This window comes from Stenotrophomonas sp. STEN009 (assembly GCF_056760395.1).
In genome coordinates, this window is sequence record NZ_JBRRES010000001.1 from 36763 (window position 1) to 53006 (window position 16244).

At 66.6% G+C, this 16244-nt stretch carries 17 protein-coding genes; 6 read left to right on the forward strand and 11 right to left on the reverse strand.

All coding sequences use genetic code 11. The features are described 5' to 3' along the window. Nucleotides 1-6: 6 nt before the first annotated feature. From ACVOMM_RS00165 to ACVOMM_RS00185, 5 genes are all read right to left on the reverse strand, one after another. Nucleotides 7-513, reverse strand: a complete 507-nt coding sequence (locus ACVOMM_RS00165; protein WP_481525727.1) for a GNAT family N-acetyltransferase — start codon at nt 511-513, stop codon at nt 7-9. Between the two features lie 8 nt (nt 514-521). After that, nucleotides 522-644, reverse strand: coding sequence for a hypothetical protein (locus tag ACVOMM_RS00170; RefSeq protein WP_269201794.1), 123 nt, complete (start codon nt 642-644; stop codon nt 522-524). A gap of 127 nt (nt 645-771) precedes the next feature. Beyond that, the gene (locus ACVOMM_RS00175; protein WP_481525728.1) at nt 772-2502 is read right to left on the reverse strand and encodes a GGDEF domain-containing protein; all 1731 of its coding nucleotides are present in this window, start codon (nt 2500-2502) and stop codon (nt 772-774) included. Nucleotides 2503-2603: 101 nt separating this feature from the next. Continuing rightward, nucleotides 2604-3629 carry an AI-2E family transporter gene (locus ACVOMM_RS00180; protein WP_053516238.1) on the reverse strand — a complete coding sequence of 342 codons (1026 nt, stop codon included), beginning with the start codon at nt 3627-3629 and terminating at the stop codon, nt 2604-2606. A 142-nt stretch (nt 3630-3771) separates the two neighbouring features. Then, nucleotides 3772-4779, reverse strand: a complete 1008-nt coding sequence (locus ACVOMM_RS00185; protein ID WP_180875417.1) for a LacI family DNA-binding transcriptional regulator — start codon at nt 4777-4779, stop codon at nt 3772-3774. Between the two features lie 95 nt (nt 4780-4874). Here ACVOMM_RS00185 and ACVOMM_RS00190 point away from each other — a divergent pair, with 95 nt between their 5' ends. Genes ACVOMM_RS00190 through ACVOMM_RS00210 form a run of 5 tightly spaced genes read left to right on the forward strand, consistent with a single transcriptional unit; the run spans nt 4875 to nt 9510 of the window. Beyond that, nucleotides 4875-5927 (forward strand): sugar phosphate isomerase/epimerase family protein, encoded by a 1053-nt coding sequence (locus ACVOMM_RS00190; protein WP_065174573.1) that lies wholly within the window; start codon nt 4875-4877, stop codon nt 5925-5927. A gap of 27 nt (nt 5928-5954) precedes the next feature. After that, nucleotides 5955-7172 (forward strand): nucleoside permease, encoded by a 1218-nt coding sequence (locus ACVOMM_RS00195; RefSeq protein ID WP_180875415.1) that lies wholly within the window; start codon nt 5955-5957, stop codon nt 7170-7172. 12 nt (nt 7173-7184) lie between these two features. Further along, nucleotides 7185-8309 (forward strand): Gfo/Idh/MocA family protein, encoded by a 1125-nt coding sequence (locus tag ACVOMM_RS00200; protein WP_481525729.1) that lies wholly within the window; start codon nt 7185-7187, stop codon nt 8307-8309. A 19-nt stretch (nt 8310-8328) separates the two neighbouring features. After that, a complete protein-coding gene (locus ACVOMM_RS00205; protein WP_065182392.1) occupies nt 8329-9195 on the forward strand; it encodes a sugar phosphate isomerase/epimerase family protein in 867 nt (288 codons plus the stop codon). An 18-nt stretch (nt 9196-9213) separates the two neighbouring features. After that, entirely contained in the window at nt 9214-9510 is a 297-nt protein-coding gene (locus ACVOMM_RS00210; protein ID WP_053516691.1) for a c-type cytochrome, read from the forward strand. Between the two features lie 13 nt (nt 9511-9523). Here the strand turns inward: ACVOMM_RS00210 and ACVOMM_RS00215 are convergent, their stop codons facing one another. The 5 genes from ACVOMM_RS00215 to ACVOMM_RS00235 form a co-directional block, all read right to left on the reverse strand. Next, the gene (locus tag ACVOMM_RS00215; RefSeq protein WP_053516690.1) at nt 9524-10267 is read right to left on the reverse strand and encodes a 3-keto-disaccharide hydrolase; all 744 of its coding nucleotides are present in this window, start codon (nt 10265-10267) and stop codon (nt 9524-9526) included. A 43-nt stretch (nt 10268-10310) separates the two neighbouring features. Then, on the reverse strand, nt 10311-10886 hold the full coding sequence (locus tag ACVOMM_RS00220) for a gluconate 2-dehydrogenase subunit 3 family protein (RefSeq protein ID WP_053516689.1): 576 nt from the start codon (nt 10884-10886) through the stop codon (nt 10311-10313). Continuing rightward, nucleotides 10886-12571 carry a GMC oxidoreductase gene (locus tag ACVOMM_RS00225; protein ID WP_197571101.1) on the reverse strand — a complete coding sequence of 562 codons (1686 nt, stop codon included), beginning with the start codon at nt 12569-12571 and terminating at the stop codon, nt 10886-10888. Before ACVOMM_RS00225 ends, ACVOMM_RS00220 begins: the two co-directional genes overlap by 1 nt. A gap of 29 nt (nt 12572-12600) precedes the next feature. Further along, the gene (locus ACVOMM_RS00230; RefSeq protein ID WP_481525730.1) at nt 12601-13491 is read right to left on the reverse strand and encodes a hydroxypyruvate isomerase family protein; all 891 of its coding nucleotides are present in this window, start codon (nt 13489-13491) and stop codon (nt 12601-12603) included. 201 nt (nt 13492-13692) lie between these two features. Next, nucleotides 13693-14265, reverse strand: coding sequence for a single-stranded DNA-binding protein (locus tag ACVOMM_RS00235; RefSeq protein WP_065174570.1), 573 nt, complete (start codon nt 14263-14265; stop codon nt 13693-13695). Between the two features lie 315 nt (nt 14266-14580). On the opposite strand from ACVOMM_RS00235, the gene ACVOMM_RS00240 reads away from it, so the two are divergent. Next, complete coding sequence (locus ACVOMM_RS00240) at nt 14581-15612, forward strand: LacI family DNA-binding transcriptional regulator (protein ID WP_053516684.1); 1032 nt, start codon at nt 14581-14583, stop codon at nt 15610-15612. Between the two features lie 101 nt (nt 15613-15713). On the opposite strand, the gene ACVOMM_RS00245 is transcribed toward ACVOMM_RS00240, so the two are convergent. Next, nucleotides 15714-16100, reverse strand: a complete 387-nt coding sequence (locus tag ACVOMM_RS00245; RefSeq protein ID WP_053516683.1) for an SseB family protein — start codon at nt 16098-16100, stop codon at nt 15714-15716. Between the last annotated feature and the right edge of the window lie 144 nt (nt 16101-16244).

Here is a 16244-nt window from a genome sequence, read left to right on the forward strand (position 1 = left end):
CCGAACTCAACGCGCGTAGCGGAACACCAGATCGTCAGGATCGACGCGCACCGCGTCCGCATCCAGCACCCCGCCCAGCCGCCGGGCCACGGCCTGCGACGCGAGGTTGTCCGGCGCCATGTAGCTCACCAGCGTCGGCAACTGCAGCGATGTGAACGCCCAGTCGCGCAGGGCGGCCGCGGCCTCGCTGGCGAAGCCCCGCCCTTCGTGGCCGTCGTACAACAGCCAGCCCAGTTCCTTTTCCGGAAACAACGGGCCGTGATTGATGCCGACCTGTCCAATGCAGGCGCCGCTGTCGCTCCGTTCGATCATCAGCGCGCCGTGGCCGAACAAGGGCCAGCTGGCCAGGTCGTGACAGAACTGTCCCCAGGCCGCGACCTCACCAAATGGACCGCCCATGCCGCGCGCACGGGGCGATGCAAGAAAGCTCGCATAGGTGTTGAAATCATCCAGCCGCTGCGGGCGCAGGCGCAACCGTGCGGCATGCAGCGTGGGAATCTCCAGCATCGCCATGGCCGATCTCACTGCACAGCCACACGATCATCACCGCGGCGCCGCAGCGACGGAGGGCGTGGCGCATCGGCGTCGGTGCGCGCCAGCACGGATGCCGGCTGCGCGCTGGCCAAGGCGGGATCGACGGACATGGCGGGCTCCTGCAGTGTCAGGCTGCAAGTCTAGGCCGCGCCCTGTGCGATGCAGATGAAGTGCTGCGCAAGGGGGCATGCTGCCCCTCCTGTACCGCCATGACCGGCGTCGCCAGCGCCGTGGCACTCAGCGTGCACCGGCAATCCCTACCCGATCGCGTCCCTGCGCCTTGGCCCGATACATGGCGGCATCGGCAGCACGCAGCAGGGAACGCCAGCCCAGTGCATCGGTACTGCCCTCGGCCACACCGAAACTGGCAGTGACGCGCAGCACGTTGCCATTGCCCAGCACGATATCCGACTGCTGCAGTGCGACGCGCAGCGATTCGGCCAACCGGCCACCCGCGCCGAGATCCCCATCCGCCAGCAGCACAAGGAACTCCTCGCCACCGTAGCGGGCGATGCTGTCGGTGTGCCGCAGGTACCTGCGCAGCAGCTGCGCAACCTGCACCAGTACCTCGTCGCCTGCGGCGTGGCCATGGCCGTCGTTGATTGCCTTGAAATGATCGACGTCGAGCAGGATCACCACCGCCATGCCGTTGCCTGCGGCGTGCCGCTGCTGCACGTGTTCGTCCAGCGCGCGCCGATTGAGCAACCCGGTCAGCGCATCGGTGCCGGCCAGCTGGCGCAGTTCGCTGGTCAGTGCGGAACGCTCACGTGAGGTCTCGCGCAGCACTTCAATCGCGTCGAACAGCCGCTGCATCTCTGCCAATGGATGAGTGACGTGCTGCGCGGGGCCCGGCGCGTCGGACGCAATCTGCACCACCTGTTCCTGTGCCTGCAGCAGCGGCCGGAGGATCTGCCGGTGGGCGATGCGCAGGGCCACGCCCAGCACCGCCAGCGTGCCCAATGCGGTGGCCCACAACACGGCCAGCCGCGTGGCCTCGCGATTCCGCGCCTGTTCGAAGCGCTCGATGGACACGCTCAGGTAGCCGTCGCGCAGCGCCTCCAGCGACTGCAGCGTCGGAACGTAGCGCGCCGTGAACTCCGCGGTGTTCCACGGCGGAGGCCGTCCACGGCGACCTTCCTCGATCAGCTGTTCGATCATCGGCAGCGACTCGGCGAAGAACTGCCGGCGTGCCATGTCCCAGTGCCAGGACAGCTCAGGATCACTGCGGAACACCGACTCGTGACTGGCTGCCAGCCGCCACAGCTCGAGCAGGCGGCCCTCGGTCTGCTGCGCCGCGCGTACCTGCCGGACGCGCCAGGCCCCGGGAACCGCCACCGGCGCCATCACATTCGACGCCAGTCGGCCGCCATGCTCGCGCAGGTCCATCAGGATCTGGCCCTGGATCGCCGGAATCGCCGCTTCGAGGCCGGTGGCCACCAGCACGTTGATCTGCGCCGAACCCAGGCGATGCAGGCGATCGGTCACCATGAACATGCTGTTGATCGCATGCTCCACGTCGTCGACCGTCCGCGCGGCTGCGGGCTTTGCCACGACCCGGTCCACCGCCGCGCGCGCCTGGCGGAGCTGATGCTGGGCCTCGAACAGGGTGCGGCGCTCGTCAGGCAGGGAGGGCCCGGCCAGGATCACGGCATCCATCTGCGTCATCGCCATGTCGACCCGCCTTCGCGCCTGTGCCAGCCCTCCCGCCAGCCGCGCGCGTTCGTCGGTGTCGGCGCAATCGCTGCCGAGCAGGCTGTTGGCAGGCCCGCGCTCGGCCGAGGCCAGATTGGCCAGATCAAAGGTCTGTCGCAACCGGTGCAGGCTGACGAGGTTGTCCTCCGCTGCGGTGTAGCGCAGCGTGCCCTGGACCAGGGCGATGACCATCAAGGGCAGCGTGCACACCACGAACAGCCCGGCCAGGATCCAGACCCAGGTCCGCAACCCGATCGGCGACACCTTGCGGGCCATTCACCATTCCCCTGAAGTGCGGACCACTGTAGCTGCCGGCTGGCGGCACCCACAAGCGTCCACCGTGGCGCTGCAGTGGCGCCCGCTGGCACCGGCAACTGTCAGATCCAGCGCTGGTCCACCAGTTCCCGTTTCACATAGGCATAGAACACCGGCGCAGCGACCAGCCCCGGCAGGCCGAAGGCGGCTTCCATCACCAGCATCGACAGCAGCAGTTCCCACGCACGGGCCTGGATCTCGCCACCGACGATGCGGGCATTGAGGAAGTACTCGAGTTTGTGGATCACCACCAGGTACAGCAGCGCCACCACCGCCACGTAGAACGATACCGACAGGGCAACGATGGTGATGACGGTATTGGAGATGATGTTGCCCACCACGGGCAGCAGGCCGGCGATGAACGTGATCAGTACCAGCGTCTTCGACAGCGGCAGGTGCACGCCGAACAGCGGCAGCACCCCCAGCAGGAAAATCGCGGTGAACACGGTATTGAGCAGGGAGATCTTCACCTGCGCGAACACCACCTGGCGGAATGCGGTCGCCAGGCGGCCGGTACGGCCGATCAGTTCCTGCGCCAGCGGCCCCATCGTCGGCAACGGAAGCTCGTCGTACAGCGCGATCATCGCCCCGAGCACCATGCCGATCAGCACGCGCACGCCGATCTGCACCGCCGACGTGCCGGCGACGCCCAGTTGCCGTTGGTGCTCTGCCGCCCACTCGTTCAATGCCGCACGCAGTGCCGGCATGTCCTCGGGAATATAGGGCTGCAGCAGTGCCGGCACCTGGTGGCGCGAGGTGTTGAGGATGTCCATCAGGCGCGCCAGCAGCGCATCCGGCCCGCCGGTTTCGGTGCGGAAGAAGGACGCCACGCCGATGCCGGCCAGCACGAGCACGCCGATGATGACGGCCGAAAGCACGATCACCGCGATCGCACGCGCGCGCCCGGGCGGCAGGCGCCCCTCCACTGTCGACGCCAGCAGGTGGGTCAACTGGAACACCAGCAGGCCCGACAGCAGCGTCACCACCAGGCCCAGCTTCAGTACCAGCCACATCCCCAGCAGCATCAATGACCAGGCCGCGATCCTTGCAACGGGAGGCCGGGGCTGGGCAACGAGGGCGTCTTGCATGGCATGAGTCCGGGCGGGGTGGCCCATGGTAGTGGAACGCTCCGGACACCGAAATGAATGGAATTGGGGCCAGCGCTTGCGATCACAGGCAATGAAACATCCCCGGCAGGCGCAGGCCTGCCGGGGCTCCTGCCTGCTGCCTTCACCTGTGCCCGGGCGACGCTGTCGAGCCACGCAGCATCAGACTGAAATCCAGCGTCTGCTGAAGCGGGACATCGAGGCCTTCGATGATGGCGAGCAGCAGTTTGACTGCGCGGTCGCCGATCTCCCGCATGGGCTGCCGGATGGTCGTCAACGGCGGCGTGAGGTAACACGACGACGCCAGATCGTCGAAACCAACGATGGACAGCTCCTCGGGCACGCGGACGCCCAGTTCCCTGCAGGCCGCCAGGGTTCCCAGCGCCATCTGGTCACTGAAGCAGAAGATCGCGGTCGGCGGCGATGCGGTGGCCAGCAGTGCCGTCGCCGCCGCATGGCCGGATTCGACGGAGAAGTCACCCGGCACAACACTCAACTGGCGCAGTCGGCCGCGCGCCCTGCCCGCCGCCCGTGCCCCTTCCAGCCGCTGCCGGTGGAGGGGGTTGTCGGGGGGGCCGCCCACCACGGCGATCCGCTCATGTCCCAGTCCGTACAGGTGCTCCATCACCGCACGCGCGGCGGCAGCATTGTCGATGTGGACACTGGGGAGGCCCAGCGCGGGGTCGAATTCACAGCCGTTGACCACCGGCGCGGCGGCGCCCTGCTGCTCGACGATCGCGCGCGCGGTAGGTGGCAGGCGATGGCCCAGCACGATCAGGCCATCGGCCTCGTTGCGACGGAGCATCTGCGCATAGCGCTCCTCGCGGTCGGGTCGATGCTGGGTGTCGCCCAGCAGGACCGCGTAGCCGACGGCCTGGGCCGCGTCTTCGGCACCCTGCAGGATCTGTGCGAAGAACGGGTTGGCAATGTCCGGCACGGTCACCAGGATCTTGCCGCTGCGCTGCGTCTTCAGCGTGCGGGCAACCGTATTGGGCACATAGCCCAGCGCGGCGGCGGCCTGTTCGATGCGCGTGCGCGTCGCCGGCAGCACCTTGTCCGGCCGGGACAGCGCCCGCGACACCGTACCGGCGGAGACGCCGACGTGCTTGGCGATGTCGTAGATGGTGGCCATGGCGTCAGTTCTTGTTTCCGCTGTGCAGTGCACAACAGGGTTTGCGGGAGACCCTGCTAGGGTAATGCAATCGATTGCATCGCGGGCGAACCACGTTGAAGACGCTCAAGGGTCCGGCGCTGTTCCTGGCGCAGTTCATCAGCGAAACACCTCCTTTTGATCGGCTGGACACGCTGGCCGGCTGGGCTGCGGGCCTGGGCTATTGTGGCGTACAAGTGCCGACGAACGCGCCGCATCTGTTCGATCTGGCCGAGGCCGCGCGCAGCCAGGCGTACTGCGACGACATCAGCGGCATGCTGGCCGACCATGGCCTGCAGATCACCGAGCTGTCTACCCATCTGCAGGGACAGCTGGTCGCCGTCCACCCCGCCTACGACAGCCTGTTCGACGGCTTCGCGCCGGTGGACAAGCGCGGCAACCCCGCCGCGCGCCAAGCGTGGGCGGTGGAACAGTTGAAGCTGGCCGCCCGCGCCAGCCAACGCCTGGGATTGACCGCGCATGCCACGTTCTCCGGCGCGCTGGCCTGGCCCTACTTCTATCCCTGGCCGCAACGCCCACCGGGACTGGTGGAAGAAGCCTTCGCCGAACTCGGCCGGCGCTGGCGCCCCATCCTGGAGGCGTTCGACGCCAGCGGCGTGGACCTGTGCTTCGAGATCCACCCGGGTGAGGATCTGCACGACGGTGCCACCTTCGAGCGCTTCCTCGATGTGGTGGACCACCACCCACGCGCGAAGATGCTGTACGACCCCAGCCATCTGCTGCTGCAGCAGATCGACTACCTGGGCTTCATCGACCGGTATCACGATCGCATCGGCATCTTCCACGTCAAGGACGCGGAATTCCGGCCCAGCGCGCGCAGCGGCGTCTATGGCGGTTACCAGGACTGGATCGACCGGCCGGGGCGCTTCCGCTCGCTCGGCGACGGCCAGATCGACTTCAAGGCGATCTTCTCCCGGTTCGCGCAGTACGATTTCCCGGGCTGGGCGGTCGTGGAGTGGGAGTGCTGCCTGAAGCACCCGGAGGACGGCGCACGCGAGGGAGCCGCCTTCGTCCGTGACCACATCATCCGCGTGACCGAACATGCCTTCGACGACTTCGCCGGCAGCGGCACGCCGCCGGAATCACTGCGCCGCATGCTGGGACTCTGAGCCACTACCGCCCCGGGAGGGCAAGCCATGACGCACGCCATGTCGCGCTTGGGCGCGATGATGTTCCTGCAGTTCTTCATCTGGGGCGCGTGGTTCGTGACCCTGGGGACGTATCTGGTGCAGGGCCCGCTGCAGGCCAGCGCCAGCCAGGTGGCCACCGCCTTCCTCAGCCAGTCCATCGGTGCCATCGTCGCCCCGTTCCTGGTCGGCCTGATAGCCGATCGCTACTTTGCGGCGCAGCGCATTCTCGGGGTGCTGCACCTGGCCGGTGCGGTGCTGATGTGGTTCGCATCCACGGCGACGGACTTCAACACGTTCTTCGCTTGTGTCATGGGTTACATGCTGCTTTTCATGCCGACGCTGGCCCTGGCCAACAGCGTGGCGATGCGCCATATGCAGTCGCCTGAGAAGCAGTTCCCGCTGGTGCGCGTGGCCGGCAGTGTCGGCTGGATCGTGGCAGGCGTGCTGATCGGCTGGCTGGGCTGGGAGCAGGCGCATCGGCTCGAACTGACCTTCCGCATGGCGGCGATGGCGTCGCTGGCCCTCGGTCTGTATGCCTTCACCCTGCCGCACACACCGCCGCTGGCCAGGCAGCGCGATGCGGGACTGGGGCAGATCCTGGGCCTGGACTCGCTGCGGCTGCTGAAGTCGCGCTCCTATCTGGTGTTCTTCCTCGCCTCCATCGCCATCTGCATTCCGTTGGCGTTCTACTACAACTTCACCAATCCGTATCTCAACGACCTCGGCGTGCGCGGCGCGGCCGGCCTGCAGTCGCTGGGCCAGGTCTCGGAAGTGCTGCTGATGCTGGCCATGCCGTTCCTGTTCGTCCGCCTGGGGGTAAAGACGATGCTGGCGGTAGGCATGGCTGCGTGGGTGGTGCGCTATGTGATGTTCGCCTTTGGCGACGCCGGCGGTGCGTTCTCCCTGCTGGTGATCGGCATCGTGCTGCACGGCATCTGCTACGACTTCTTCTTCGTCACCGGCCAGATCTATACCGACGCACACGCCGGCCCCGACGCGCGCAGCAGCGCCCAGGGCTTCATCACCCTGGCGACGTACGGCGTAGGCATGCTGATCGGCACGTTCCTGTCCGGTGCGGTGGTGGAGCACTTCACCACGGCGGCGGGTCCGGACTGGCAGCAGATCTGGCTGTTCCCGGCCGGCGTCGCACTGGTGGTGCTGATCGCCTTCCTGCTGCTGTTCCGCGACCGCCCCGCTGTCGCGCCCGCTCCCACCGCACCCTGAGGAACCCATCGGATGTCCAAGCTTGGAATCGCCATCGTCGGCACGGGCATGATCGGTGCGGTGCATCGCCGCGCGGCACTGCTGGCCGGGGCCGAGGTCCGCGGCGTGGCGGCCTCTTCCCCGCAGCGCGCACAGGAGGTGGCGCAGGCGTGGAACGTCGCGCATGCCTACCGCGATATCGAGGAGGTGGTCGGCGATCCGCAGGTGCAGGTCGTGCATGTGTGCACGCCCAACCATCTGCACCGCGCCATGGCGCAGGCCGCGCTGGAAGCCGGCAAGCACGTGATCTGCGAGAAGCCACTGGCCACCACCCTGGACGACGCCCAGGCATTGGCCGCGTTGGCCGCCAGGACCGGTCTGGTCGCTACGGTCCCCTTCGTCTACCGCTATCACCCGGTGGTCCGCGAGGCACGCGCACGCATCGCGCAGGGCGAGCTGGGGCCACTGCACCTGATCCACGGCAGCTACCTGCAGGACTGGCTGCTGGATCCGGCCAGCAACAACTGGCGTGTCGACCCCTCGCTGGGCGGCACCTCGCGCGTGTTCGCCGATATCGGCTCGCACTGGTGCGACCTTGTGGAATGGGTCAGCGGCGAACGCTTCGCCGAGGTCAGTGCCGCGTTCGCCACCGTCATCGCCGAGCGCGGCGCGGTCACCGGGCAGAGCTTCACCACGCCGGCCGCCGGCGGCACGACGCAGGCTGTTTCCAGCGAGGATGTGGCCACGGCGATGTTGCGCACGAGTGCGGGTACGCTCGCCTCGTTGACGGTCAGCCAGGTTTCGGCCGGACGCCACAACCGGCTGTGGTTCGAGATTGACGGCGCCAGGGCCAGCGTGGCCTTCAACCAGGAAGATGCCGAGCGGCTGTGGATCGGCCGGCCCGACCAGCGCGAGGATAGCTTCGTGCGCGGGCCCGGTGCCGGCAGCGCCGAACAACGCAGATTGTCGGTCTTGCCGGCCGGACACGCGCAGGGCTATGGCAACTGCTTCGAAGCGTTTGTCGCCGACACCTACCGTGCCATTGCAGGCGAGCAGCCGGAGGGCCTGCCCACCTTCGATGACGGCCTGCGCTCGGCGCGGATCGTCACACGTGTCATCGCATCCGCCAGGTCACGTGCCTGGACGGCCATCGATTGAATTCCCGGAGGACTGCCTGATGAACATCCGTATCCGCAGGACCGCAAGCCTTGCACTGCTGCTGCTCGTTGCCCTGCCCGCCTTCGCGCGCGATGCCACCGACCTGCACACGCCCATCGCGGTGCAGATGTACACGTTGCGCAATGCCGGCTCGCTCGACCAGCAGCTGAAGATCGTCCACGACGCCGGCGTGCGCGCCGTGGAAACAGTCGGTACGCAGAATGTCAGCGCTGCCGAACTCAAGCAGCTGCTCGACAAGTATTCGATCAAGGCGATTTCCTCGCACACGCAGCTGGCCGATCTGCGCAGTGACCTGGATGGCGTGGTCGCCTTCAACCGGGCCATCGGCAACACCACGCTGGTGGTGCCCTATCTGGCCGAGAAAGACCGCCCCACCGACGCTGCCGGCTGGACGGCGCTGGGCAAGGAACTGGGCCAGCTCTCGAAGCAGGCCCGTGCCAAGGGCATGCGCCTGGCCTATCACAACCACGACTTCGAGCTGGTCGACTTCAATGGCACGACCGGACTGGAACTGCTGTTCGCTGCGGCCGGCCCCGATCTGCAGACCGAGCTGGACCTGGCCTGGGTCGCACGGGCCGGCCATGACCCGGTGGTGATGCTGGGCAGATTCAAAGGCCGCCTGTTCGCGGTGCACGCCAAGGACAATGCCCCGAAGGGCCAGGCTGAGGATGAAGGCGGCTTCGCCGCCGTGGGCCAGGGCGTCCTGGACTGGAAGGCGATCCTGCCCGCCGCCGCCACGGCCGGCGTGCAGTGGTACATCCTCGAGCACGACCAACCCCGCGATCCAGCCACCGTCATCCGCACCGGTGCGGACTATCTGCGTGAACACCTGACTGCCCGCGTGCCTGCCGGTGCACAGCGCTAGCCCGCGAAGGAGCCCAGCTTGAAAACGATTCTGAAAGTGACTGTCGCGCTGTGCGGCACCCTGCTGGCCGCTGCGGCGTGGTGCAAGGAAGACCCTGCTGCCGGAGCGCAGCTCTACGCAACGCACTGCGTGGCCTGCCACGGTGCGGAGCGCGCCGGCGTGCCACCGACGTTCCCTGCGCTCACCGACGTCAGCAAACGGCTTCAGCCTGCGCAGATCAAGGACAAGATCAAGCAGGGCGGCGGCTTGATGCCCCCCTTCCCGCAGCTGTCGCAGCAGGAGATCGACAACATCGCCAGCTACCTGGCGAAGTAGGCATGAGGGTGCGCTACAGCTCGCGCACCCAGATGTTGCGGTAGCTCACCTTGGAGTCGTGCTCCTGCAGGTACAGCGGCGCACAGGCATGCGGCGCGTAGGAAGGCGCGCCGATGTACTCGGTCTTGCCCGCGAGCACCGTGTCGTCCTGCACCAGCACACCGTTGTGCAGCACGGTGATGCGCGCCGGCGAGGTGAGCCCGCCGCCTGCCGAGAAGCGCGGGGCCTTCCAGATGATGTCGTAGGCCTGCCACTCGCCGGGCGCACGCGAGGCATTCACCAACGGAATGGCCTGCTTGTACATCGATCCGGCCTGGCCGTTGGCATAGGTCGGGTTGTTGTAGCTGTCGAGCACCTGCAGTTCGTACACCTCCTGCAGGAAGATGCCACTGTTGCCGCGGTGCTGGCCGTCGAATCCGGCGGTCGCGGTGGGCGTGCGCCACTCGACATGCAGCTGGACATCGCAGAAGCGCTGCCTGGTGCGGATGCCCTTGCTGCCGGGCACCACGGTCAGCGCGCCATCGGCAACGGTCCAGGGCACGGGTCCGCCCTGCTCCGACTCCCAGCGCGACAGATCCTTGCCATCGAACAGCACGATCGCATCGGAGGGCGCGCGGCCCGGCGGCGTCGCCACGACCGCGGGAACGGGCGTCCACACCTCGGTCTTCGCCGGATCGCGCGCAGGGTCGCCGCCGTCCTGCGCGAACACGGGTGCGGTGCCCAGCAGGCAGGCCACTGTCAGGAGAGGTCGGTTCATCGTGCTTCCGGATCTAGGTGGAGGGTCGAGGCGTGGAGGTCCATCAGCTGGTCCCCCACGCCGGCGTGCCGGGCGTATAGGCAAGATCGCCGTCATAGCGACCCGGCACCGCAACGTACTTCAGCACTTCGGTCGCACCGACCTTCGAGGTGAAGAAGCCGAAGATGACCAACTGCTTGATCATCGTGAAGTAGTGCGGCGCTGCCTCCCCCTCTTCCGCGGCACCGGTCTCGGTGACCTCGACGACGTGCGCCCGGGCTTCCGCATCCAGGGTGCGCAACAGTTCGCTGCGGGCCTGCGAGGGGAGCGACACGAAGCGGCCACCGGCACGCTTGTCGATATCGACCAGGCCGGCGCGGAATATCGCCTGCTGTCGGGGGGTGTAGCAATCGGTGACGAACAGCGCCATGAACGGGCCCGCGCCGGCATCCTTCGCGCCCGGCGTTGTGGTTCGCGGCAGGATGGTTTCAGCGATCTCGTCCAGCATGCTGATGTCAGCGGCAGAGAACGCGGCCTTCGATCCTGTCGTCGCGCTCTGCCCTGCGGCCAGTGCGGGCAGGCCCACCATGGCCGCGCCGGTGGCGGCGACGATCATCTTCAACAGTTCGCGACGGTCCATCACAGGTTCCCCGCTTTCAGTTCGCGTACGGCATGGTCGGCGGCCCGTGCCGTCAGCGCCATGTAGGTCAGCGATGGATTCACGCACGCGCTGGAGGTCATGCAGGCGCCATCAGTCACATAGACATTCGGCGCATCCCAGACCTGATTGTGCTGGTTGAGCACGGAGCTTCTGCGATCGCGGCCCATGCGGGCCGTGCCCATTTCATGGATGCCCTTGCCCGGGGCGTAGTCGTTGTCGTGCATCTCCACGTCCTTGACGCCGGCTGCCTCCAGCATCTCGGCAGCGTCGGCCGCCATGTCCTTGCGCATCGCCAGTTCGTTCGAGCGCATCGAAACGTCCATCGCCAGCACCGGCAGCCCCCACTTGTCCTTGCGCTGCGGATCCAGGCGGATCGTGTTGTCGTGGTGCGGCAGCATCTCGCCGAATCCGGTCATGCCGATGCGCCAGTCGCCCGGCAGGGTCAGGGCCTCCTTCAGGTCGGCACCGATGTTCAGCTCGGCGATCTCGCGCGACCACCCGGTGCGGCTGGCACCGCCCTGGTAGCCGAATCCGCGCAGGTAGCTGCGCTTGTCCGCAGCGACGTTGCGGAAGCGCGGAATGTAGAAGCCGCAGGGGCGGCGACCGAAGTAGTACTTGTCGTCGTAACCCTCGACCCGGCCTGAGGCACCGGCACCAAAATGATGGTCCATCACGTTGTGCCCCAGCTCGCCGGATGACGACCCCAGGCCGCCCTCCCAGACATCGGTGGCCGAGTTCATCAGCATCCAGGTCGAGTTGAAGGAGGATGCGTTGAGGAAAATGACCTTGGCCGTGTACTGATAGGTCAGCCCGGTCTCGGCATCGATGACCTCCACACCGCGCGCGCGCTTGCGGTCCTTGTCGTACAGCACTTCCTTGACGATCGAGAAGGGCCGCAATGTCAGATTGCCCGTTTTCATCGCCGCCGGCAGCGTCGCCGCCTGGGTCGAGAAGTAGGCACCGAAGGGACAGCCCAGGATGCACTTGTTGCGGTACTGGCAGTTCACGCGCCCCTGCTCGGGCATCGGCTGGGTGATGTTGGCGGTACGCGAGTGGATCATGTGCCGCGTCCCGCCAAACGCCTTCCTGATCCGCGCGGCCACATCCTTCTCGACGATGTTCAGCGGGATCGGCGGCAGAAATTCACCGTCCGGCAGCACGTCCAGTCCCTCGCGCGTTCCGGCGATGCCGGCGAACTTCTCCACATGGTCGTACCAGGGTGCGATGTCGGCGTAGCGGATCGGCCAGTCAGTAGCGATGCCGTCCTTGAGGTTGGCTTCGAAATCCAGGTCGGAGAAGCGGTAGCTCTGCCGCCCCCACATCAGCGAACGGCCGCCTACGTGGTAGCCACGGAACCAGTCGAAGCGTTTGGTCTCGATGTACGGCGATTCCTGCTCATTGGCCCACATCCCTTCCAGGTTCTCGGCCAGGCCGTAGTCGCGCATCAATACGGGGAAGGCGGCCTTCATCGCCTGTGTCGGCCGGTTGCGGTGCGGGAAATCCCACGCCTCCTTCATCGCATTGACGTAGTCCTTGACGTGCTCGATGTTGCGCCCGCGTTCCAGCATCAGAACCTTCAGGCCCTTCTCGGTCAGTTCCTTCGCCGCCCAACCGCCACTGATTCCCGAGCCAACAACGATGGCGTCGTAATGATTGTCTGCCATGGGTCTACTTCACCTGGGTGGATATCGTTTCAGACGTCGCAGAGGCGGATCGCCTCGCGCAGCGAGCCGACGGGATCGGGTGCCGCAGGCATGAACTCCTGCGCCAGATACCCCTCGAAGCCGGCGTCGCGGATCGCGCGACAGATGGCCGGATAATGCAGTTCCTGCTGGTCACCGATCTCGTGCCGGCCTGGCACACCTGCGGTGTGGTAGTGCTTGAAGAAGCGGTGATGCCTGCCGATGGTGGCGATGATGTCGCCCTCCATGATCTGCATGTGATAGATGTCGTACAGCAGGCCGAAATTGTCCGATCCGAGCCGCTGGCACAGCTCGACGCCCCATGCGGAGTGATCGCACAGGTAATCGGGATGATCGACCCTGGAGTTCAGCAGCTCCATCACCAGCACGACACCACGCTTCTCGGCATGGCCGAGGATGCGCTTCAGCCCGGCTTCGGCATTCTCCAGGCCTTCCCGCGGATCCATGCCGTCACGATTGCCGGAGAAGCAGATGAGGTTGCGGTAGCCGGCATCGGCCACCAGATCGATGTGCCGCGCGTAGCGCTCCACCAGTGCATCGTGATACTGGCGGCCGGCAAAGCCTTTGGTCAGGCTGATCTCGGCGCCGTTGCACATGGAGCTGTAGACGCCATGCGCCTTCAGTGTGGGCCAGTCCGCCGGCCCCACCAGATCGATGGCGGCGAAGCCGATATCCTTCACCGTCTGGCAGAGCTGGGCGACCGACTGCTGCGGGAACGTCCAGCGGGCGACGGAATGCTTCAGGTTGCCCTTGAGTGGGGCCTGGGCGGCGAACGAGGGCAGCGCGGCTGCCGCAGCCAGGCCAAGGCCGCCAGCGAACGCCATGCGCAACGCATCGCGCCGCGTAAGCCCCGATGCCGGTCCGATCGAATGGATGGACATCCATCTGCCGGCCTCCCAACCGGTATCAAACGCAACGATTCACAGCAATGCAATCGATTGCACCATAAGGGAGGAATTCTTTTTTTTGCAAGACGCGGTGCACGAAAAATCCATGCTGCGCGGCACAACGCCGGCCTGCCGTGGAAAAAAGAAAAGCCCCGCATCGGCGGGGCTTTCTGTTTCCTGCGGACGCGCGTCCGATCAGAACGGAATGTCGTCGTCAGCAAAATCGTCCATCGGCGGCGCCGACTGCTGCGGCTGCGGGCGCTGGTTGCCGCCCTGGTTGCCGTAACCGCCACCCTGGTTGCCGCCCTGGTTGCCATAGCCACCGCCCTGTCCACCACGCTGGCCACCACCACCGCCGTACTCCTGGCGCGGTGCCTGCTGGCGCTGCGGACGATCACCGCCGTAGTTGCCGCCACCACCGCCACCGCCTTCACCGCGGCCGCCCAGCATCTGCATCTCATCGGCGACGATATCGGTGGAGTACTTCTCCACGCCGTCCTGGCCGGTGTACTTGTCGTAACGCAGGCTGCCTTCGACGTAGACCGAGCTGCCCTTGCGCAGGTACTCGCCGGCGATCTCGCCGAGCTTGCCGAAGAACACCACGCGGTGCCATTCGGTGCGTTCCTGCTGGTTGCCATCCTTGTCCTTGCGGACGCTGGTGGTGGCCAGGCTGATGCGGGTGATCGCCATGCCGCTCTGGGTGTACTTCACGTCCGGGTCGTTGCCGAGATTGCCGACCAGGATGACTTTATTGATGCCGCGCGCCATAGGTACCTTCGTCCGTTGTCCAAGGGCAGTCGACCAGTGATAGCACAGCCCCGGCCGGGGGTGCAGGACACTGGGCCGCCCCCGATGAATTTGGGGGAATGCAAGAACACCGCATCTTAGCACTGCCGCCGCTCCGTGCCCGGCCAGAAGCGACGAAAGACACCGAAAGATCCTACTGAAATCCTTGTAAGGCAATGACTTAGCCGTCCGGGCCGGACACCCCGGCGCGGCCGGCCGCAGTGACGGCCGGCGCTGCGATGGCGCCCCCATGGCATCATGCCGGGGCATCTACTCATTCGTTCGCGCGCTTCCCCCATGACCATCAAAGGCAAAGCCACCTCCCTGGACATCGCCCATCTGGCCGGCGTCTCCCAGCCGACGGTGTCGCGGGCCCTGCGCGGCAGCCCGATGGTCAATGCGGAGACCCGAGAACGCATCCTGCGCATCGCCCGCGAGCTGAACTACAAGGTGGACAAGAACGCCTCCAGCCTGCGCCTGCGCAATGCCGGCACGCTGGCCCTGCTGTTCTTCGAGGACCCGACCAACGACGATTCGCTGATCAACCCGTTCTTCCACTCGATGCTGGGTTCGATCACCCGCGCCTGCGCGTTGCACGGGCAGGATCTGCTGGTGTCGTTCCAGCAGCTGTCGACCGACTGGCAGGCCGACTACGAGGACAGCAACAAGGCCGACGGCATCATCCTGCTGGGCTATGGCGACTACCACGAATCGCGCGACCGCCTGCAGCGGCTGGTCGAACAGGGCACCCACTTCGTGCGCTGGGGTGCGGCCCTGCCCGGCCAGCCCGGGGTATCGATCGGCAGCGACAACTTCCAGGGCGGGCACGACATCACCACCCATCTTCTGCAGCAGGGCTGTCGGCGCATTGCCTTCCTCGGCCACGCCTCCAGCCATTACCCGGAATTCGAGGAGCGCTACCGCGGTCACGTAGCAGCTCTTCGCGATCACGGGCTGCATGCCGAACCGGCCCTGCAGCACGATGCCATCACCACCGAAGCGTCCGGCCAGGAAGCCTGCCAGGCGCTGCTGGCGCGAGGCGAACCGATCGATGCGATCTGCGCCGCCAGCGACCTGATCGCCATCGGTGCGATCCGTGCACTGCGCGAGGCCGGGCTGCGGGTGCCGCAGGACGTGGCGGTCACCGGGTTCGATGACATCCCGCTGGCCGCATCTGTATCGCCGGCATTGACCACCGTGCAGCAGGACACCAAGCAGGCCGGGCAGCTGCTGGTGGAACGGCTGCTGGCCTCGATCAGCCGGCAGCCGGTGGAGAGCCAGAGCATCCCGGTGAAGCTGGTGGTGCGGGAATCATCGCTGCGCGGCTGAAACAGCGGACGTGATCGGACGGGACTAAGCAGTGAACCCGGCCTGCGGGCACCGGACCGGGTGCCGCAAGGCCCGCAGGTGGACGGCCCCGTCGGGTGGCCTCAGCCCTGGGCGAAATCCTTCAGGATCTCGCCAATGCCGCTGGGCGAAATCTCGAAGCCCAGCGAGGTACCCGGGTTGATCACCACGCCATAGCCCCCCGGCACACGGCGCAGCACGTCCAGCATCAGCCAGCGGATCTGGTGTTCGGCCTGCTGGCTGTAGATGCCCACCCGCGATGGGTCGGTGAACACGGCCACGTGCAGCGTGCCCTGCTTGTCGAACAGCAGTGGGTCGAAGCCGCTGCCGTCGGGGGTGACCAGGCTGCCGGTCAGCAGCAGCACCTCGGAGGCGACGAAGGCCTCCATGAAGGCGCGGATCGGCACCGCCCCGTCCATCGCCGCCTTCAGCAGGGTTTCGATCGGGGTCTGCGGGGCGAGGTCGGACATGGCGGTACGGCGCGGCGTGAGGGGTGCCTATTGTAGGGTCGAGCCTGCTCGAAGAGCGTGCCAACCTAAGGTTGGCACCTACCAGAGCGGGAGTGCCAACCGAGGTTGGCACCCACCAGAGCGGTAGCGCCGGGCCATGCCCGG

Coding starts and splice junctions, on each gene's coding strand:
- ACVOMM_RS00195 (WP_180875415.1), top strand. CDS start 5,955: ATGACGCACGCCATGTCGCGCTTGGGCGCGATGATGTTCCTGCAGTTC.
- ACVOMM_RS00205 (WP_065182392.1), top strand. CDS start 8,329: ATGAACATCCGTATCCGCAGGACCGCAAGCCTTGCACTGCTGCTGCTC.
- ACVOMM_RS00185 (WP_180875417.1), bottom strand. CDS start 4,779: ATGGCCACCATCTACGACATCGCCAAGCACGTCGGCGTCTCCGCCGGT.
- ACVOMM_RS00235 (WP_065174570.1), bottom strand. CDS start 14,265: ATGGCGCGCGGCATCAATAAAGTCATCCTGGTCGGCAATCTCGGCAAC.
- ACVOMM_RS00165 (WP_481525727.1), bottom strand. CDS start 513: ATGGCGATGCTGGAGATTCCCACGCTGCATGCCGCACGGTTGCGCCTG.
- ACVOMM_RS00240 (WP_053516684.1), top strand. CDS start 14,581: ATGACCATCAAAGGCAAAGCCACCTCCCTGGACATCGCCCATCTGGCC.
- ACVOMM_RS00245 (WP_053516683.1), bottom strand. CDS start 16,100: ATGTCCGACCTCGCCCCGCAGACCCCGATCGAAACCCTGCTGAAGGCG.
- ACVOMM_RS00225 (WP_197571101.1), bottom strand. CDS start 12,571: ATGGCAGACAATCATTACGACGCCATCGTTGTTGGCTCGGGAATCAGT.
- ACVOMM_RS00170 (WP_269201794.1), bottom strand. CDS start 644: ATGTCCGTCGATCCCGCCTTGGCCAGCGCGCAGCCGGCATCCGTGCTG.
- ACVOMM_RS00175 (WP_481525728.1), bottom strand. CDS start 2,502: ATGGCCCGCAAGGTGTCGCCGATCGGGTTGCGGACCTGGGTCTGGATC.
- ACVOMM_RS00230 (WP_481525730.1), bottom strand. CDS start 13,491: ATGTCCATCCATTCGATCGGACCGGCATCGGGGCTTACGCGGCGCGAT.
- ACVOMM_RS00215 (WP_053516690.1), bottom strand. CDS start 10,267: ATGAACCGACCTCTCCTGACAGTGGCCTGCCTGCTGGGCACCGCACCC.
- ACVOMM_RS00200 (WP_481525729.1), top strand. CDS start 7,185: ATGTCCAAGCTTGGAATCGCCATCGTCGGCACGGGCATGATCGGTGCG.
- ACVOMM_RS00180 (WP_053516238.1), bottom strand. CDS start 3,629: ATGCAAGACGCCCTCGTTGCCCAGCCCCGGCCTCCCGTTGCAAGGATC.
- ACVOMM_RS00220 (WP_053516689.1), bottom strand. CDS start 10,886: ATGGACCGTCGCGAACTGTTGAAGATGATCGTCGCCGCCACCGGCGCG.